Raw genomic sequence first — 17,767 nt, forward strand, 5'->3', positions numbered from 1 at the left:
GGGTTACATTGTTCACACTTTTTTCCGGCGTAGCCCAAAACGCGCTCTCGTCAAGTCGTTAAGGGCATGGCCTTATAACATCCGAACTGGAGTCAAAATGTCCTCACGTAAAGAGCTTGCCAACGCTATTCGTGCGCTGAGCATGGACGCTGTACAGAAAGCCAAATCCGGCCACCCTGGCGCCCCGATGGGCATGGCTGACATTGCCGAAGTCCTGTGGCGTGATTTCCTGAACCATAACCCGCAGAACCCGTCCTGGGCCGATCGCGACCGCTTCGTGCTGTCCAACGGTCACGGCTCCATGCTGATTTACAGCCTGCTGCACCTCACCGGTTATGATCTGCCGATTGAAGAACTGAAAAACTTCCGTCAGCTGCACTCCAAGACTCCGGGCCACCCGGAAGTCGGCTACACTGCAGGCGTGGAAACCACCACCGGCCCGCTGGGTCAGGGTATCGCTAACGCAGTCGGTATGGCTATCGCGGAAAAAACGCTGGCGGCGCAGTTTAACCGTCCAGGACACGACATCGTCGATCACTTCACCTACGCCTTCATGGGCGACGGCTGCATGATGGAAGGCATTTCTCACGAAGTGTGCTCCCTGGCCGGTACCCTGAAACTGGGTAAACTGGTGGCGTTCTATGATGACAACGGCATCTCCATCGATGGTCACGTTGAAGGCTGGTTCACCGACGATACCGCGAAACGCTTTGAAGCCTACGGCTGGCACGTGGTGCGCGGCGTTGACGGTCACGACGCTGACGCCATCAAACGCGCGGTAGAAGAAGCGCGCGCGGTCACCGACAAACCGTCCCTGCTGATGTGCAAAACCATCATCGGCTTCGGTTCGCCGAACAAAGCAGGCACCCATGATTCCCACGGCGCGCCGCTGGGCGACGCGGAAATCGCGCTGACCCGCGAAGCGCTGGGCTGGAAATACGGCCCGTTTGAAATCCCGTCTGACATCTATGCGCAGTGGGATGCGAAAGAAGCCGGCCAGGCGAAAGAAGCCGCGTGGAACGACAAGTTTGCCGCCTACGCCAAAGCCTTCCCGCAGGAAGCAGCCGAATTTACCCGCCGTATGAAAGGCGAAATGCCGTCTGACTTCGACGCGAAAGCTAACGAGTTCATCGCTAAGCTGCAGGCGAATCCGGCGAAGATCGCCAGCCGTAAAGCATCGCAGAACGCCATCGAAGCGTTTGGCCCGCTGCTGCCGGAATTCCTCGGCGGTTCTGCCGACCTGGCGCCGTCCAACCTGACCCTGTGGTCCGGCTCTAAGCCGATCAACGAAGACACCGCCGGTAACTACATCCATTACGGCGTACGTGAATTCGGTATGACCGCGATTGCCAACGGTATTTCGCTGCACGGCGGTTTCCTGCCGTACACCTCTACCTTCCTGATGTTCGTGGAATATGCGCGTAACGCGGTACGTATGGCGGCGCTGATGAAACAGCGTCAGGTGATGGTCTACACCCACGACTCCATCGGTCTGGGCGAAGATGGCCCGACTCACCAGCCGGTAGAGCAGGTGGCTTCCCTGCGCGTCACGCCGAACATGTCCACCTGGCGTCCGTGTGACCAGGTTGAATCCGCGATTGCGTGGAAATATGGCGTAGAGCGTCAGGACGGCCCGACCGCGCTGATCCTCTCCCGTCAGAACCTGGCGCAGCAGGAGCGTACCGCAGAGCAACTGGCAAACGTGGCCCGCGGCGGTTATGTGCTGAAAGATTGCGCCGGCCAGCCGGAACTGATCTTCATCGCCACCGGTTCAGAAGTGGAACTGGCGGTTGCCGCGTGGGACAAACTGACCGCTGAAGGCGTGAAGGCGCGCGTGGTCTCCATGCCGTCCACCGACGCGTTCGACAAGCAGGATGCGGCCTATCGTGAATCCGTACTGCCGAAAGCCGTTTCTGCCCGCGTAGCGGTAGAAGCCGGTATCGCGGACTACTGGTTCAAATACGTTGGCCTGAACGGCGCCATCGTTGGCATGACCACCTTCGGTGAGTCTGCGCCGGCAGAGCAGCTGTTTGAAGAGTTCGGCTTCACCGTTGACAACGTTGTCGCCAAAGCGAAAGCACTGCTGTAATCGCTGGTACGGTGCGGGCTGATGCCCGCACCTCAACCCTATCCTGTGGGAGAGGGTGCGAACACCAAAAACGGTAACCCCTGGGTTACCGTTTTGCTTTTACCTCGCCACCCGGATTTTTGTAGGCGCTATTCCTCGAACATGTAACTATCCTGTAAATTATTCCAAAGAAAATGTGACGCAAGTCATATAGCTGGTTTATTGCTCTGGACAAACATTCCTTTTATTCCGACTTTGGCTTATTCTAGCTGAAGCGTTTCAGTCGTATAAATGTTCGACAATTAATCAATCAGTCGCAGTTTGCGACAGGTAAGGTTCCCCTAAAGGCGTTGCTGGATTACTCTGTCAGCCACCTCAAATCAGGGATAACCTTGCAGGAGACCTATGACCATACGCATCGCGATTAATGGCTTCGGTCGCATAGGACGCAACGTGGTTCGCGCTTTGTATGAATCCGGGCGTCGTGCGGAAATCACCGTGGTGGCGATCAATGAACTGGCGGATGCCGCAGGCATCGCGCATTTATTGAAGTACGACACCAGCCATGGCCGTTTTTCCTGGGATGTTCGCCAGGAGCGGGAACAGCTGTATGTCGGCGATGACGTCATTCGTCTACTGCATGAGCCTTCTATCGCCGCGCTGCCCTGGCAGGAGTTGGCGGTAGATGTGGTGCTGGACTGTACCGGCGTATACGGTAGCCGTGAACATGGCGAAGCCCATCTTCAGGCTGGCGCGAAGAAAGTGCTCTTTTCACATCCTGGCGGCAACGATCTCGACGCAACGGTAGTCTTCGGCGTCAACCATGATGAACTGCGCGCGGAGCACCGCATTGTCTCCAACGCCTCCTGCACTACCAACTGCATTATTCCGGTCATTAAACTGCTAGATGATGCCTACGGCATTGAGTCAGGAACGGTCACGACAATCCACTCCGCGATGCACGACCAGCAGGTGATCGATGCCTATCATCCGGATCTGCGGCGAACCCGTGCGGCCAGCCAGTCAATTATTCCGGTTGATACTAAACTTGCGGCGGGGATCACCCGTATTTTCCCGCAGTTTAACGACCGTTTTGAGGCGATCGCGGTACGTGTACCGACGATTAACGTCACCGCAATTGACCTGAGCGTGACGGTGAAAAAACCGGTAAAGGCCTGTGAAGTCAACCAGTTGCTGCAAAAAGCAGCACAGGGAGCATTTCATGGTATAGTTGACTATACGGAATTACCGTTGGTCTCGACAGATTTTAACCACGACCCGCACAGCGCCATCGTCGATGGCACGCAAACCAGGGTCAGTGGCGCGCATCTGATCAAAACGTTGGTCTGGTGCGATAACGAATGGGGCTTTGCTAACCGAATGCTCGACACGACGTTAGCGATGGCCGCGCAAGGTTTCAGGTAAGGCGCTGCGGCGCTTGCAAAACTTTATCAAGAATCAACGAGAGGATTCACCATGTCTGTAATTAAGATGACCGATTTGGATCTGGCTGGTAAACGCGTTTTCATCCGTGCTGATCTGAACGTACCGGTTAAAGATGGCAAAGTGACCAGCGACGCGCGTATCCGCGCCTCCCTGCCGACCATCGAACTGGCGCTGAAACAGGGTGCTAAAGTAATGGTTACTTCTCACCTGGGTCGTCCGACCGAAGGCGAGTACAACGAAGAATTCTCTCTGTTGCCGGTTGTTAATTACCTGAAAGACAAACTGTCTAACCCGGTTCGTCTGGTTAAAGATTACCTGGATGGCGTTGACGTTGCTGCCGGTGAACTGGTGGTTCTGGAAAACGTTCGCTTCAACAAAGGCGAGAAAAAAGACGACGAAGAACTGTCTAAGAAATACGCTGCGCTGTGCGACGTATTCGTCATGGACGCTTTCGGTACCGCGCACCGCGCGCAGGCTTCCACCCACGGTATCGGTAAATTCGCCGATGTCGCTTGTGCAGGCCCGCTGCTGGCCGCTGAACTCGACGCGCTGGGCAAAGCGCTGAAAGAACCGGCTCGTCCGATGGTTGCTATCGTTGGCGGTTCTAAAGTTTCCACCAAACTGACCGTTCTCGACTCTCTGTCCAAAATCGCTGACCAGCTGATCGTAGGCGGCGGTATCGCTAACACCTTCGTTGCCGCTCAAGGCCACAACGTCGGTAAATCCCTGTACGAAGCGGACCTGGTTGACGAAGCTAAGCGCCTGCTGAGCACCTGCGATATCCCGGTTCCGACTGACGTTCGCGTCGCTACCGAGTTCTCTGAAACCGCCACTGCGACCCTGAAATCCGTTAACGACATCAAAGATGACGAGCAGATTCTGGACCTCGGCGACGTTTCCGCACAGAAACTGGCTGAAATCCTGAAAAACGCCAAAACCATTCTGTGGAATGGCCCGGTTGGCGTATTCGAATTCCCGAACTTCCGTAAAGGTACTGAAATCGTCGCTAATGCTATCGCAGACAGCGAAGGCTTCTCTATCGCAGGCGGCGGTGACACCCTGGCGGCGATTGACCTGTTCGGCATCGCTGACAAAATCTCCTACATCTCCACTGGCGGCGGCGCATTCCTCGAATTCGTGGAAGGCAAAGTTCTGCCGGCAGTAGCAATGCTCGAAGAGCGCGCTAAGCAGTAATTTAGTTCAGGCGGGGAAACCCGCCTGTTTTTCAGCGCGCTAACGTACAATTTTGTACAGCTCGCGAACCTTCTTCAACGGTCGAAGATACAGATACAGGACTAAGTAACATGTCTAAAATTTTTGATTTCGTAAAACCGGGCGTCATCACTGGCGACGACGTTCAGAAAGTGTTCCAGGTAGCTAAAGAAAACAACTTTGCTCTGCCAGCGGTAAACTGCGTGGGTACTGATTCCATCAACGCCGTTCTGGAAGCTGCTGCGAAAGTTCGTTCTCCGGTTATCGTACAGTTCTCTAACGGCGGCGCTGCGTTCATCGCGGGCAAAGGCGTGAAAACTGACGTTCCGCAGGGCGCTGCTATCCTCGGCGCTATCTCTGGCGCGCATCACGTTCACCAGATGGCTGAACACTACGGCGTGCCGGTTATCCTGCACACTGACCACTGCGCGAAGAAACTGCTGCCGTGGATCGACGGTCTGCTGGACGCGGGTGAAAAACACTTCGCTGCCACTGGCAAACCGCTGTTCTCTTCCCACATGATCGACCTGTCCGAAGAGTCCCTGCACGAAAACATCGAGATCTGCTCTAAGTACCTGGCTCGCATGGCCAAAATGGGCATGACTCTGGAAATCGAACTGGGCTGCACCGGCGGTGAAGAAGACGGCGTGGACAACAGCCACATGGACGCTTCCGCACTGTACACCCAGCCGGAAGACGTTGATTACGCGTACACCGAGCTGAGCAAAATCAGCCCGCGCTTCACCATCGCCGCTTCCTTCGGTAACGTACACGGCGTTTACAAGCCGGGTAACGTGGTTCTGACCCCGACTATCCTGCGCGACTCTCAGGAATATGTTTCTAAGAAACACAACCTGCCGCACAACAGCCTGAACTTCGTCTTCCACGGCGGTTCCGGTTCTTCCGCTCAGGAAATCAAAGACTCCGTCAGCTACGGCGTTGTGAAAATGAACATCGATACCGATACCCAATGGGCGACCTGGGACGGTATCCTGCAGTACTACAAAGCGAACGAAGCTTACCTGCAGGGCCAGCTGGGCAACCCGAAAGGCGAAGACCAGCCGAACAAGAAATACTACGACCCGCGCGTATGGCTGCGTGCCGCTCAGACCTCTATGGTGACCCGTCTGGAGCAGGCATTCAAAGAGCTGAACGCGATCGACGTTCTGTAATTTAGCTTGCTGCGAGGTAATGAAGGGAAACGGCGTTTCCTTTTATTACCGGCATAAAAAAGGCTTCCTGCGGGAAGCCTTTTTTTTAGCGACTTACACAGGTCCCTTTCTCCCCGGCTAATATCTGTGGCGCATCCTTTAACGCGCCGATAAAGGCGTTATTTCCGGTCTGTTTGACAAACTGAATGACCGCTTCCGCTTTCGGCCCCATTGCGCCGTCCGGCGCGGCAAATGGCGCGAGCGTTGCAATGGTGGCGTGATGCAACGGGCGAGCCTGCGGCGTCCCCCAGTCAACATAGACCGCATCGGCATCCGTCAGTATCAGCAGGTGGTCGGCATGAATGGCGCTGGCAAGCGCCGCCGCCGTCAGATCTTTATCGATAACCGCTTCGACTCCCCGGTAACCGTGAGTATCGGCAACCACCGGGATCCCGCCTCCGCCGCAGCAAATCACCAGATGACCGGCATCCATCAGCGTCTGAATGGCCGCGCTATCAACAATATTTAGCGGTCTGGGGGAAGGGACCACCCGACGGATATAGTCGCCATCCGCTTTCATCTGCCAACCATAGCGTTTTTCCAGTTCCGCCTGCTGCTGCGGCTGATAAACCGGGCCAATATATTTCCCCGGCGCCGCGAAAGCGTCATCATTTGCCGCCACCTCTACGCGCGTCATCAGGGTGCTGACCGGCGCACCGGCGTACTGCATCAGTTCCTGAGCGATAGCGAAGCCTATCATCCCCTGACTTTCCGCGACCAGAATATCCAGCGGCCAGGCGGGAGATTCCTGATAGGCGGCGTTTTGCAGCGCCAGCAATCCGACCTGCGGGCCATTGCCGTGTACGATCACCAGTTGGTAATCGCGGGCTAATTCCGCCGCCATCCGGGCAAAAAGTTGAATGCTGCGCTGTTGGTTTTCCGCGCTGAGCACTTCTCCGCGCTGCAGCAGTGCGTTACCACCCAGCACAATGACGATTTTCTTTTTCATGATGACCTCATTGAATTATAGAAGTGCGCTAAAAATATCGTTTTAGCGGACAGGTAATGTGATGAGATCGCCACTTTATCGAGAGTAAAAAATATCTCGCTAATAAATATTATATTCGCTGGTTTTATTTAAATGTTTTTAAAGATGATTATTAGATTTTTTTTAATAATTTCGTCAGCAGTCTTTAGGAATTTAAAACAATGGATTTTGTGTGACTTTGTTCAAATGAAATACATGGTTACCCCGATATGGTTAGCAGAGTTAAAACATCAATCCTTCACCCATCCGCTGGGATGGCCTGAGGTGAATATTGCCGGGAGATAGCTTATGTCAGGAACGTATGAGGTAACCGAGGTGACCAAAAGAAAAGGAATACCCGCCTGGTGGGTCACGGTATTTCTTTTCTGGTTAGGTTGGGTATTTATGTATGCCGATCGCACGGTATTAAATCCGGTGATGGGTGAACTGGAAAAAGAATTTGGTTTAAGCGGTACGCAATTAGGAGTGCTCAACTCCGTATTTTATTTTTCTTATGCATTGCTGCAGGTGCCGGCGGGGATCCTCGGGGACAAAATCGGTAAGAAAAAAGTGCTGGTGCCTGGGTTTATTCTATTTGGCGTTTTTACCGCGGTCACCGGTTGGGTAAAAAGCTGGTATATGCTGCTGTTTGCCCGCGTGGTCACCGGCGCAGGCGAGGGGACATATTATGGCCCGCAGTACGGATTGTCTTCCGAGCAGATCCCGAAAAAGTTCCGCTCGCTGGGTAGCGCGATTATCAATAGCGGAATGGCCTTTGGCATCGCGTTGGGTCTGATGACCTCCAGCTGGCTGGTCTATGACCAGGGTTACTCCTGGCGGATGCCGTTTTATGCCATGGCGATACCTTCGGTGCTGGTAGGGGTTGCTATCTGGCTCTTTGTGAAAGAGAAAAAACGCACCGCCGACGCCGAGGGCAAGCCGGTACAAAAAGGCAAATTTAGCGATCTGTTGAAGAATCGTAATTTAATTCTGACCTATATCATGGTGTTCTGCAGCCTGTTTGGTTTCTTCGTTATTCTGACCTGGCTTCCTTATTATCTGCAAAACGAGCGCGGTATTGCCGGTAGCGAAACCGGGTTTATTTCGTCGCTGGTCGCGTGGATCTCTATTCCCGGCGCGCTGTTGTTCTCGGGGCTGTCGGATAAATTAGGCCGCCGCAAGCCGTTAATTTTATTCCTCGTACCGGTGGCGATTGCCAGCATGCTTTCCATTATTTGGATGCCGAGTATGACCGGCGTCATCGTGGCGCTGTGCGTGTACGGCCTGGTTGGCAAACTGGCGCTGGATCCGGTGCTGGTGGCGCTGGTCGCCGATAGCGTTGATGAGACCAATTACAGTACCGCGTTTGGTTTATTTAATTTTATCGGGATGAGCTCATCGATTCTGGCGCCCATTATTGCAGGGGCGGCGCGTGATATTACCGGCAGTCTGGCTTCGAGTTTTTATGTTTCCGCGGCGCTGCTGGTCATTGGTCTGGTCGCCATGCTGTTTTTAAAAGAAAAACGCACATAAAGAGGTAGCGGTAATGATTTACGCTTTTATTAAAAAGGGAAGCTTTCAGGATTCCGTAAGCCTGATGATTATTTCCCGCAAATTAAGTGAACGCCCGGAAGTGGATCAGGTTTCGGTCATGATGGGCACCCCGGCGAATAAATCAATGCTGGAGTCGACCGGATTCTGGCACCCGGATTTCGCCGAGGCGACGCCCAACGATATTTGTGTCGCAGTCCGCACGCAGGAAGCGCAGCCGGAAATTCTCGATTTAATCCGCGAACAGTTAGAGAAAGAGCTGAGCGCTATCGCTAATGCATCGGGCAGTTCAACGCAGCTGGTCAAGGCGCGGCGCTGGGAGAGCGCCTGCCAGAAATTACCGGACGCGAATCTGTTGCTGGTTTCGGTGGCAGGCGAGTACGCCGCCGGGGTGGCGAAAGAGGGATTGTTAGCCAATAAGAGCGTGATGCTGTTTTCCGATAACGTCCCGCTGGAGCAAGAAGTTGAACTGAAAATGCTGGCTCGCGAGAAGGGACTCATTGTAATGGGTCCGGACTGCGGGACGGCGATGATCGCTGGTAGTCCACTGGCTTTCGCTAACGTTTTGCCGCAGGGCGGAATTGGCGTCATCGGCGCATCGGGGACCGGCATCCAGGAAATCACCTCGCAGGTGGCGCTGCATCAACAGGGAATTAGCCACGCCATCGGCCTTGGCGGGCGCGATCTCAGCGCCGAAGTCGGCGGCATCAGCGCCCTGACCGCGCTGGAGATGCTGGCGGCCGATAGCGCGACGCAGGTTATCGCTTTTGTCTCCAAACCGCCTTCGCCACAGGTGCGTGCCCGCATCATTGCCGCCATGCAAAAACAGAATAAACCGGTGGTGGCGCTGTTCCTCGGCAGCCGTGCCGAGCAGCGCCGCGAGGGCAACGTCTGGCTGGCGAACTCGCTGGCGGACGCCGCGCAACTGGCGGTACTGCTGATGCGGGTCGCGCAACAGCGGCAGAGCCAGCCGCAGGTTGCAGGCAAGGGGATTTATGGCCTGTACGCTGGCGGTACCCTTGCCGCCGAGGCCGCGATGCTGCTTTCCGCCCATCTGGGAGTGCCGGTCAGCGACAGCCACGCCGACGGTGTGATGCTGGAAGCCGGCGGGCATCGCATTGTTGACCTTGGCGACGATAGCTACACCCTCGGCAGACCGCACCCGATGATCGACCCCACCACCCGCAGCATTGAAATTGAGAAGCTGGCGGCGATGCCGGAAGTTGGCGTGCTGTTGCTGGATGTGGTGCTGGGCTATGGCGCCTGCGCCGATCCGGCCGGGGCGGTGGTTGAGGCCATCGAGCAGGTTCGCCGTAAACGTGTCGCGCCGTTGGTGGTTATCGCCACCATGACCGGTACCGATGCCGACCCGCAGGGCCGTAGCGAGCAGATAGCCATCCTGCGCGATGCCGGGGTTGCGGTGGTCGAAACCCTCGAAGAGGCGACGCTACTGGCGGTTAGCCTGACGCAGCATCAGCCGCAGAGCGAATCGACAGCGCATAACCCGCTGCTCGACGGCGTGCAGGTCATTAATGCCGGGTTGCGCAGCTTCGCGCTGGATCTACAAAGCAGCGGTACGCCAGTGGTGCATTATCAGTGGGCGCCCGTTGCAGGCGGTAACGCTCGTCTTGCCAGTTTACTCAAGCAGTTACATTAAGTTCAGAGGTATGGATATGTACTCATCAATTGCACAGGCTAACGAAGCCATTATCGAACGAATTAAAGCCGCGCGCCCGCATTGGGTTGCCGTCCGCCCTGCGAAAGAGGCGGTGGCTGAATTATCTTCTGGACGTAAATTACTGCACGCCGGGCCGCCAATCGCCTGGCAAGAGATGACCGGGCCGATGCGCGGAGCCTGTATCGGCGCTTCGTTGTTTGAAGGCTGGGCGACGAGCGAAGAAGAAGCCGTGCGGATGCTGGAGCAGGGAGAGGTGGAATTCATCCCTTGTCACCACGTGGGCGCGGTGGGGCCGATGGGGGGGATTACCTCGGCGAACATGCCGGTGCTGGTGGTGCGCGATATGGTTCATGGCAACCAATCCTGCTGCAACCTGAACGAAGGGATCGGTAAAGTGATGCGCTTCGGCGCCTACGGCGAGGATGTGCAAACGCGTCTGCGCTGGATGCGCGACACGCTCGCGCCGGTGCTGCAGGAGGCGCTGTCGCGGATGGAAAACGGCGTTGACCTGACGGCGATGATGGCGCAGGCGATTACCATGGGCGATGAGTTCCATCAGCGTAATATCGCCGCCTCGTCGCTGCTGCTGCGCACGCTATCGCCGGTCATTGCCGGTCTGGATCGACCGAATGCGGAAATTGTCGCCGTGCTGCAGTTCCTCAGCGTCACCGATCAGTTCTTCCTCAATCTGGCGATGGCTTACAGCAAAGCGGTGATGGATGCGGCGGCGGAAATCAAAGCCGGCTCGGTGGTGACCGCCATGACCCGCAACGGCCGCGAGTTCGGCATTCGCGTTAGCGGTACCGGCGATCGCTGGTTCACCGCACCGGTGAATACGCCGCAGGGGCTGTTCTTCACCGGCTACAGCCAGGCGGATGCTAACCCGGATATCGGCGATAGCGCGATTACCGAAACGCTGGGGATCGGCGGCGCGGCGATGATCGCCGCACCGGGCGTGACGCGGTTCGTCGGCGCTGGCGGAATGGGCGCGGCGCTGGAAACATCGGAAGAGATGTCTGAAATCTATCTTGCCAACAACCCGCTGTTCCAGATCCCATCATGGGATTTCAAAGGCGCCTGCCTGGGGCTGGATGTTCGTCGGGTCGTGGAAACCGGCATCACGCCGCTTATCAATACCGGTATTGCCCACCGCGAAGCAGGGATAGGCCAGGTGGGAGCGGGAACCGTTCGCGCACCGCTGCTGTGCTTTGAGAAAGCGCTGGAAGCGTTAGCGGAACTGCACCACATTACTGCCTGAGTCGAGAGAGGGGCGGCGCTGCCGCCCCGGAGAGACGCCGATGAACACCCTCAATGCGCTGGCCTGTAACGGCCTTGAACAGTTAGCCGATGGCGTGTGGCAGCGTCATAGCCGGTTTTCACAGGCGGTTAATTTCGTCCACGCCGATGGGGCTTTGCTGACGTTGTTTCGCTACGGCAAAGGTATGGGTCCGACGGGGATTCTGCTTAGCAGCACCCAGTTTGCGCAGTTGGCTAATCTTCCGCGACTGGTTAAGCAAGGGCGCTTGTTATGGGGGGCGGGAGTCGCCATTCGCCCGCGTCGGACGCTCAAACTTCGCTTTCCGGTCGGCCACTCGTTTCCTCTCGATCTTTCGGCTTATTCACGTCAGAGCGGACTTCGCGTCGCGCTCAATCAACCGTTAGCGGATATGCCGTTTTATTCATCTATTATGGGTGAGCTTGAGCGCTGGCGGCGCGGCGATCTCCCGGACTGGGGATGGCTGATTGGCAACGGGCCCGGATTAACTCCCAGCGGCGATGATATGCTCGCCGGGATGTTGGCGATGCTGTACGGCGCCGGTTTTTCTGACCGACTGCACGCGTTTATCCCCCCGGCGGATCAACTTACCTCGCTGACAACTTCGGTAAGCTGTAGCTATCTGAATAGCGCCAGGCGCGGCGAGTTTTCGCTGCCGGTGGTTAAGGTAATGCGCGGGCTGCGGTCGACAGGCGATCCTAAGTGGGCAATTCAGCGTTTGCTGGCGGTAGGTCATACTTCTGGGGCTGATACGCTGCTGGGGATGGCATTCGCGCAGCATTGGTTACAGAGAGTGGATTCAAGGAGAACGCATGCTCGATCAGGAAACCATCCGCACGTTTATACAGGTCGCCGAGACCGGGAGTTTCTCCCGTGCGGCCAGCCTGCTGCACAAAACGCCGGCGGCGATTAGCTATCGTATCAAAACGCTGGAGGAGCAGGTGGCAACGCAGCTCTTCTTACGCACGACCCGCTCGGTAAGCCTGACGCTGGCCGGGCAACATCTGCTTGAGCACTGTCGGCAGTGGCTGAACTGGCTCGACGTGATGCCCGATGAACTCCAGCAGATTAATGCTGGCGTCGAAAGACAGGTTAATATCGTTATCAATAATCTTCTGTATCAGCCGCAGAGCGCCGCGGATCTTCTGACCTGGCTACATCAGCAGTTTCCCTTTACCCGCTTTCAGCTTTCCCGCCAGGTCTATATGGGGGTCTGGGACTCTTTGCTATACGACGATTTCCAGCTGGCGATTGGCGTCACCGGCTCGGAATCCCTGTCCAACAATATCTCTTTATTGCCGCTCGGCGATATTCGCTGGCAGTTTGTGGTGGCGCAGAATCATCCCCTTGCCACTCATCCCGCGGCGGTGCTCTCCGACGATGCGCTACGCCGCTATCCGGCAATTAATATTGAAGATACATCGCGGACTCTGACGCGTCGTGTCGCCTGGCTGCTCAATGGGCAAAAAGAGATCAAGGTGCCGGATCTCAGCACCAAGCTGGCCTGCCATCTTAGCGGTCTGGGGGTCGGCTTTTTGCCAGAAAGAATGTGCCGCGCTTACCTGGAATCCGGCGCGCTGGTGGCCCGTGCGGTCGCCAACCCCCGCCAGCCTTCGCCGCTCTCCGTTGCCTGGAAGAATGCCGGCAGCGGTAAAGTCGTCAGTGAAATCGCCAGGGCGTTCGAGCGCAAAGAGGCATTAGTCAGCGGTTTTTTGCGGATGGTGGATCGTCCTGCGCAAGCGTAATGCGGCGTTAGTTTCATCTGGATCAGATTGAGAAATGGCATCTTCGGTGGTTTTTGTTTACCTTTAAAAGGTCATTTTCGTGAGAATGATCTCATTTGCTTTTTTTTGATATGACCCAAGGATTACTAAATGGAAGATTTGAACGTTGTCGATAGCATCAACCATGCCGGGACCTGGCTGGCGCGCAACCAGGAGTTGCTGCTGAGCTATGCCGTCAACATCGTTGCCGCTATCGTTATCCTGATCATCGGGATGATCGTGGCGCGCATCGTTTCTAACACCGTCAACCGCCTGATGCTGGCGCGTAAGATCGACGCAACTGTCGCCGATTTTCTCTCCGCGCTGGTGCGCTATGCGATTATCGCCTTTACGCTGATTGCCGCCCTGGGCCGCGTTGGCGTACAGACCGCCTCAGTGATTGCCGTGCTGGGCGCCGCCGGTTTGGCGGTGGGTCTGGCGCTGCAGGGGTCATTGTCGAACCTTGCCGCAGGCGTACTGCTGGTGATGTTCCGCCCGTTCCGCGCCGGTGAATATGTCGATCTCGGCGGCATCGCGGGCACCGTGCAGAACGTGCAGATTTTCTCCACTACCCTGCGTACCGTCGATGGCAAAATCGTGGTGGTGCCGAACGGCAAAATCATCGCTGGCAATATCATTAACTTCTCCCGTGAGCCGGCGCGCCGTAATGAGTTTATTATCGGCGTCTCCTACGATGCCGATATCGATAAGGTGAAACAACTGCTGACCGCGATTATCGAATCCGATGACCGCATTCTGCGCGATCGCGAAATGACCGTTCGTCTTAACGAACTGGGCGCCTCTTCGGTGAACTACGTGGTTCGCGTATGGAGCAAAAGCAGCGACCTGCAAAACGTCTACTGGGACGTGCTGGAGCGCATTAAGCGTGATTTCGACGCCAACGGCATCAGCTTCCCGTATCCGCAGATGGACGTACATATGGTGAATCAGCAGGAAAAAGCGCAGTAATTTTTTCCAGCAATGGCACAAGACCGGCACCGCCGGTCTTTTTTTGTCTGTGGGTATTAGCTTTGCTTATTAATGATTAAAATTATCAATTTCCGCTAATGTTGGCGGCGCGCTATATTCTCCGGCATTAACGATGAAACCGGAAAATAAAACGATGCTATCTTATTACTTTCAAGGGCTTGCGCTGGGAGCGGCGATGATCCTGCCGCTCGGGCCGCAAAACGCTTTCGTGATGAATCAGGGGATCCGCCGCCAGTATCATTTAATGATTGCGCTGTTGTGCGCGCTTAGCGATCTGGCGTTGATCTGCGCCGGTATTTTCGGCGGTAGCGCGCTGCTGATGCAGTCGCCGTGGCTGCTGGCGCTGGTCACCTGGGGCGGCGTCGCTTTCCTGTTATGGTATGGCTTCGGCGCGCTGAAGACGGCGATGAGCAATAATCTCGAGCTGGCTAGCGCCGAGGTCATGAAGCAGGGGCGCTGGAAAATCATTGTTACCATGCTGGCGGTGACCTGGCTTAACCCCCATGTGTATCTCGATACTTTCGTGGTGCTGGGCAGTCTTGGCGGACAGCTGGCGGTCGAGCCCAAACGCTGGTTCGCGCTGGGGACGATTAGCGCGTCATTCTTATGGTTCTTCGGCCTGGCGCTGCTGGCCGCGTGGCTGGCGCCGCGTTTACGTACCGCGCGGGCGCAGCGAATCATCAACGTGCTTGTCGGGCTGGTGATGTGGTTTATCGCCCTGCAGTTGGCAAAAGATGGCCTGCAACATATACAGATGCTCATCAACCAGGCTTAGTCCGATGGACTTTCCGCGCGTAAGCGCTAAGCTAGCTGGCATGCGTCCTTAAAATGGGCGACCTAAGCAAGATGGAGAAACGACAGTGAAGTTAAAAGTCTTAGCCCTGGCGGCAGCACTCGGATTCAGCACTATGGCGGCGCAGGCAAGTGAATTGCCGGATGGCCCGCACATTGTGACTTCAGGCACAGCAAGCGTTGCAGCGGTTCCGGATATCGCCACTCTGGCGATTGAAGTTAACGTCGCGGCAAAAGATGCGGCATCGGCAAAAAAACAGGCTGACGATCGCGTTGCGCAATATCTCTCTTTCCTCGAAAAGAGCGGCATTGCCAAAAAGGATATCAGCTCGGCGAACCTGCGTACCCAACCTGATTACGACTATCAGAACGGCAAAAGCATCCTCAAAGGCTATCGCGCGGTGCGTACCGTTGAAGTTACCCTGCGTCAGCTCGATAAGCTGAATGGCCTGCTGGACGGCGCGCTGAAAGCGGGGCTGAATGAAATTCGTTCCGTATCGCTGGGCGTTGCGCAACCTGACGCCTATAAAGATAAAGCGCGTAAAGCGGCTATTGATGATGCGGTACATCAGGCGCAGGAACTGGCTGCTGGCTTCCACAGCAAGCTGGGTCCGGTCTATAGCGTGCGTTACCATGTTTCCAACTATCAGCCGAGCCCGATGGTTCGCATGATGAAGGCAGCTGACGCCGCGCCGGTCTCCGCGCAGGAAACCTACGAGCAGGCGACCATCCAGTTTGATGATCAGGTTGACGTGGTCTTTGAACTGCAGCCAGCACAGGCCGCCGCGCCTGCCGCGCCGGCGAAACCAGCTGAAGCGCCGAAACCGGCTCAGTAAGCCGCAGCGACAAAAAAGCCACTTCAGTGAAGTGGCTTTTTTATGCCCGCCGTTTAATCCTGGCGCAACACCTTGTGGCCGTAATCAATAAGCGCATCGGTCACCCGGCGCATCATGCGGCTTTCCGGCGCAAAGCGGTGCCAGTAGAGCATCCGGCGCTGGAACAGCCCCGGCGTCAGGTCGATAAGCTCGCCGCTCTTCAGCTCTTTCTCGATCTGCAGGTGCGGGATCATACAGCAGGTGGTGCCCTGGCGCGCCAGCTGCACGAAGGCCTCCGACGAGTTGACGATATGGCAGGGCACGCTGCCCGGCGGCAGGTCGAAGTTTTGCTGCAGGAACGCCTGGTGCATATCGTCGAGATGATCGAAGGCGACCACCGGCGCTTTCAGCAGCGCAGAACGCGTTACCCCGTTAGGGAAATAGCGTTGCGCAAATTCCTTTGAGGCGACGAACAGGTAATCGAGCGCGCCGAGTTGATCGACCAGGCAGCTTGGCAGCGCCTGCGGCTGAATACTCACCGCGCCGACCACTTCCCCACGGCGCAAACGCTCCTGGGTACGGGTTTCATCTTCAACCTGCAGATTGAGGCGGATAGGGGAGTCGGATAACACGTTGGCCAGCGCCGGCAGCAACCAGGTCGCCAGACTGTCGGCGTTGACCGCCAACGACAGCAGCAGCGGCGTGGAGCCGGTCTGCTCATCGCCAAGCCACTCTTCTTCCAGCAGCTCAACCTGGCGCAGCAGAGCCAACAGTTTTTGCCCCTGCTCGGTCGGGCGCGGCGGTACGGTACGCACCAGCAGCGGTTGGCCAAACATGTTTTCCAGCTGTTTGATACGCTGTGAGACGGCGGACTGTGTAATGCATAGCTTCTGCGCGGCGCGCTCAAACCCACGTTCCCTAATCACCGCATCCAGCGCTTGTAATGTTCTGTAGTCCGGTCGTTTCATTATTCTGGCGTACCCCCATAACTTTTCGTTAACCCGCACTATGACATAAATTTGTTTTTGATAAAGACGAAAATGGTCTGCTCAGATGTGTGATCGCCATCGCAGGGACATTTCATCCGTCGATGTTCTATAATGCGCGGTAAGTATTCACATCTCGGACGATAATCATGACGCAGGATGAACTGAAAAAAGCAGTCGGCTGGGCAGCGCTGCAATATGTACAACCGGGCACCATTGTCGGTGTCGGCACCGGCTCCACGGCGGCGCATTTTATTGATGCGCTGGGAACCATGAAAGGGCAGATCGAAGGCGCGGTCTCCAGCTCCGACGCCTCCACCGAGAAGCTGAAAAGCCTCGGTATCCCGGTATTCGACCTTAACTCCGTTGACCGCCTCGGCATCTACGTTGACGGCGCGGATGAAATTAACGGCCACATGCAGATGATCAAAGGCGGCGGCGCGGCGCTGACCCGCGAAAAGATCATCGCCTCGGTTGCCGATAAGTTTATCTGTATCGCCGACGCCTCTAAGCAGGTTGATATTCTCGGCAACTTCCCGCTGCCGGTGGAAGTGATCCCGATGGCGCGCAGCGCCGTCGCGCGTCAACTGGTGAAGCTGGGCGGCCGCCCGGAATATCGTCAGGGCGTGGTGACGGATAACGGCAACGTGATCCTCGATGTACACGGCCTGGAAATTCTTGACGCTATCGCGCTGGAAAACGCCATTAACGGTATTCCGGGCGTGGTGACCGTCGGCTTGTTCGCCAACCGAGGCGCCGACGTGGCGCTGATCGGTACCGCCGACGGCGTGAAGACCATCGTCAACAAATAAGACGATCGGGGGGAAGTTTCGCGCTTCCCCCTAAATTTTTTTCTATGGCCTTAATTTGGTGACTTGTGTCACATTTACGTAACCTTTCTGAGTAACAATCTGCCATCTATTCTCTTTCTGGTGTTTTGTCCTGTCTTTTGCTTCAACGTGATATTTCTTCAGGTCGGCGAGGCAAACGTTCATATTGCCGCGATAGTTTT

At 56.2% G+C, this 17,767-nt stretch carries 15 protein-coding genes; 13 read left to right on the forward strand and 2 right to left on the reverse strand.

Annotated elements, in window-relative coordinates:
- Positions 1-97: 97 nt before the first annotated feature.
- The 4 genes from tkt (at position 98) to fbaA (ending at position 5,898) form a co-directional block, all read left to right on the forward strand.
- The gene (gene tkt, locus ABLV07_RS04050; RefSeq protein WP_020077966.1) at positions 98-2,089 is read left to right on the forward strand and encodes a transketolase; all 1,992 of its coding nucleotides are present in this window, start codon (positions 98-100) and stop codon (positions 2,087-2,089) included.
- A gap of 384 nt (positions 2,090-2,473) precedes the next feature.
- Positions 2,474-3,493: an erythrose-4-phosphate dehydrogenase gene (epd, locus tag ABLV07_RS04055; protein WP_015369761.1), complete on the forward strand. Its 1,020-nt coding sequence runs from the start codon at positions 2,474-2,476 to the stop codon at positions 3,491-3,493.
- A gap of 51 nt (positions 3,494-3,544) precedes the next feature.
- Positions 3,545-4,708, forward strand: a complete 1,164-nt coding sequence (gene pgk, locus ABLV07_RS04060) for a phosphoglycerate kinase (RefSeq protein WP_015369762.1) — start codon at positions 3,545-3,547, stop codon at positions 4,706-4,708.
- Positions 4,709-4,818: 110 nt separating this feature from the next.
- Positions 4,819-5,898: a class II fructose-bisphosphate aldolase gene (gene fbaA, locus ABLV07_RS04065; protein ID WP_004144748.1), complete on the forward strand. Its 1,080-nt coding sequence runs from the start codon at positions 4,819-4,821 to the stop codon at positions 5,896-5,898.
- Positions 5,899-5,983: 85 nt separating this feature from the next.
- Here the strand turns inward: fbaA and ABLV07_RS04070 are convergent, their stop codons facing one another.
- Positions 5,984-6,886 (reverse strand): carbamate kinase, encoded by a 903-nt coding sequence (locus tag ABLV07_RS04070; RefSeq protein ID WP_348853334.1) that lies wholly within the window; start codon positions 6,884-6,886, stop codon positions 5,984-5,986.
- Positions 6,887-7,213: 327 nt separating this feature from the next.
- Between ABLV07_RS04070 and ABLV07_RS04075 the strand changes: the two genes are divergently transcribed.
- The 8 genes from ABLV07_RS04075 to ABLV07_RS04110 all read left to right on the forward strand — a co-directional run bounded on the left by ABLV07_RS04075 (position 7,214) and on the right by ABLV07_RS04110 (position 15,790).
- Positions 7,214-8,437, forward strand: coding sequence for an MFS transporter (locus ABLV07_RS04075; protein ID WP_032706367.1), 1,224 nt, complete (start codon positions 7,214-7,216; stop codon positions 8,435-8,437).
- 13 nt (positions 8,438-8,450) lie between these two features.
- The gene (locus ABLV07_RS04080; protein WP_058675867.1) at positions 8,451-10,112 is read left to right on the forward strand and encodes an acyl-CoA synthetase FdrA; all 1,662 of its coding nucleotides are present in this window, start codon (positions 8,451-8,453) and stop codon (positions 10,110-10,112) included.
- A 16-nt stretch (positions 10,113-10,128) separates the two neighbouring features.
- A complete protein-coding gene (locus tag ABLV07_RS04085; protein ID WP_032712504.1) occupies positions 10,129-11,391 on the forward strand; it encodes a DUF1116 domain-containing protein in 1,263 nt (420 codons plus the stop codon).
- Between the two features lie 40 nt (positions 11,392-11,431).
- Positions 11,432-12,322: a DUF2877 domain-containing protein gene (locus ABLV07_RS04090; RefSeq protein ID WP_058675868.1), complete on the forward strand. Its 891-nt coding sequence runs from the start codon at positions 11,432-11,434 to the stop codon at positions 12,320-12,322.
- Complete coding sequence (allS, locus tag ABLV07_RS04095) at positions 12,222-13,154, forward strand: HTH-type transcriptional activator AllS (RefSeq protein WP_032706364.1); 933 nt, start codon at positions 12,222-12,224, stop codon at positions 13,152-13,154. Before ABLV07_RS04090 ends, allS begins: the two co-directional genes overlap by 101 nt.
- A gap of 129 nt (positions 13,155-13,283) precedes the next feature.
- On the forward strand, positions 13,284-14,141 hold the full coding sequence (locus ABLV07_RS04100; RefSeq protein WP_045363614.1) for a small-conductance mechanosensitive channel MscS: 858 nt from the start codon (positions 13,284-13,286) through the stop codon (positions 14,139-14,141).
- Positions 14,142-14,295: 154 nt separating this feature from the next.
- Positions 14,296-14,937, forward strand: coding sequence for an arginine exporter ArgO (argO, locus tag ABLV07_RS04105; protein WP_015703435.1), 642 nt, complete (start codon positions 14,296-14,298; stop codon positions 14,935-14,937).
- Between the two features lie 85 nt (positions 14,938-15,022).
- The gene (locus ABLV07_RS04110) at positions 15,023-15,790 is read left to right on the forward strand and encodes an oxidative stress defense protein (protein ID WP_015369771.1); all 768 of its coding nucleotides are present in this window, start codon (positions 15,023-15,025) and stop codon (positions 15,788-15,790) included.
- A 53-nt stretch (positions 15,791-15,843) separates the two neighbouring features.
- Here ABLV07_RS04110 and argP read toward each other — a convergent pair whose 3' ends face one another.
- Positions 15,844-16,737: a DNA-binding transcriptional regulator ArgP gene (gene argP, locus ABLV07_RS04115; RefSeq protein ID WP_008806448.1), complete on the reverse strand. Its 894-nt coding sequence runs from the start codon at positions 16,735-16,737 to the stop codon at positions 15,844-15,846.
- A gap of 167 nt (positions 16,738-16,904) precedes the next feature.
- Here argP and rpiA point away from each other — a divergent pair, with 167 nt between their 5' ends.
- Positions 16,905-17,567, forward strand: a complete 663-nt coding sequence (gene rpiA, locus ABLV07_RS04120) for a ribose-5-phosphate isomerase RpiA (protein ID WP_015369772.1) — start codon at positions 16,905-16,907, stop codon at positions 17,565-17,567.
- The last annotated feature ends 200 nt before the right edge of the window (positions 17,568-17,767 follow it).

This window comes from Klebsiella sp. CN_Kp097 (assembly GCF_040064495.1).
GTDB classification, from domain to species: Bacteria; Pseudomonadota; Gammaproteobacteria; order Enterobacterales; family Enterobacteriaceae; genus Klebsiella; species Klebsiella aerogenes.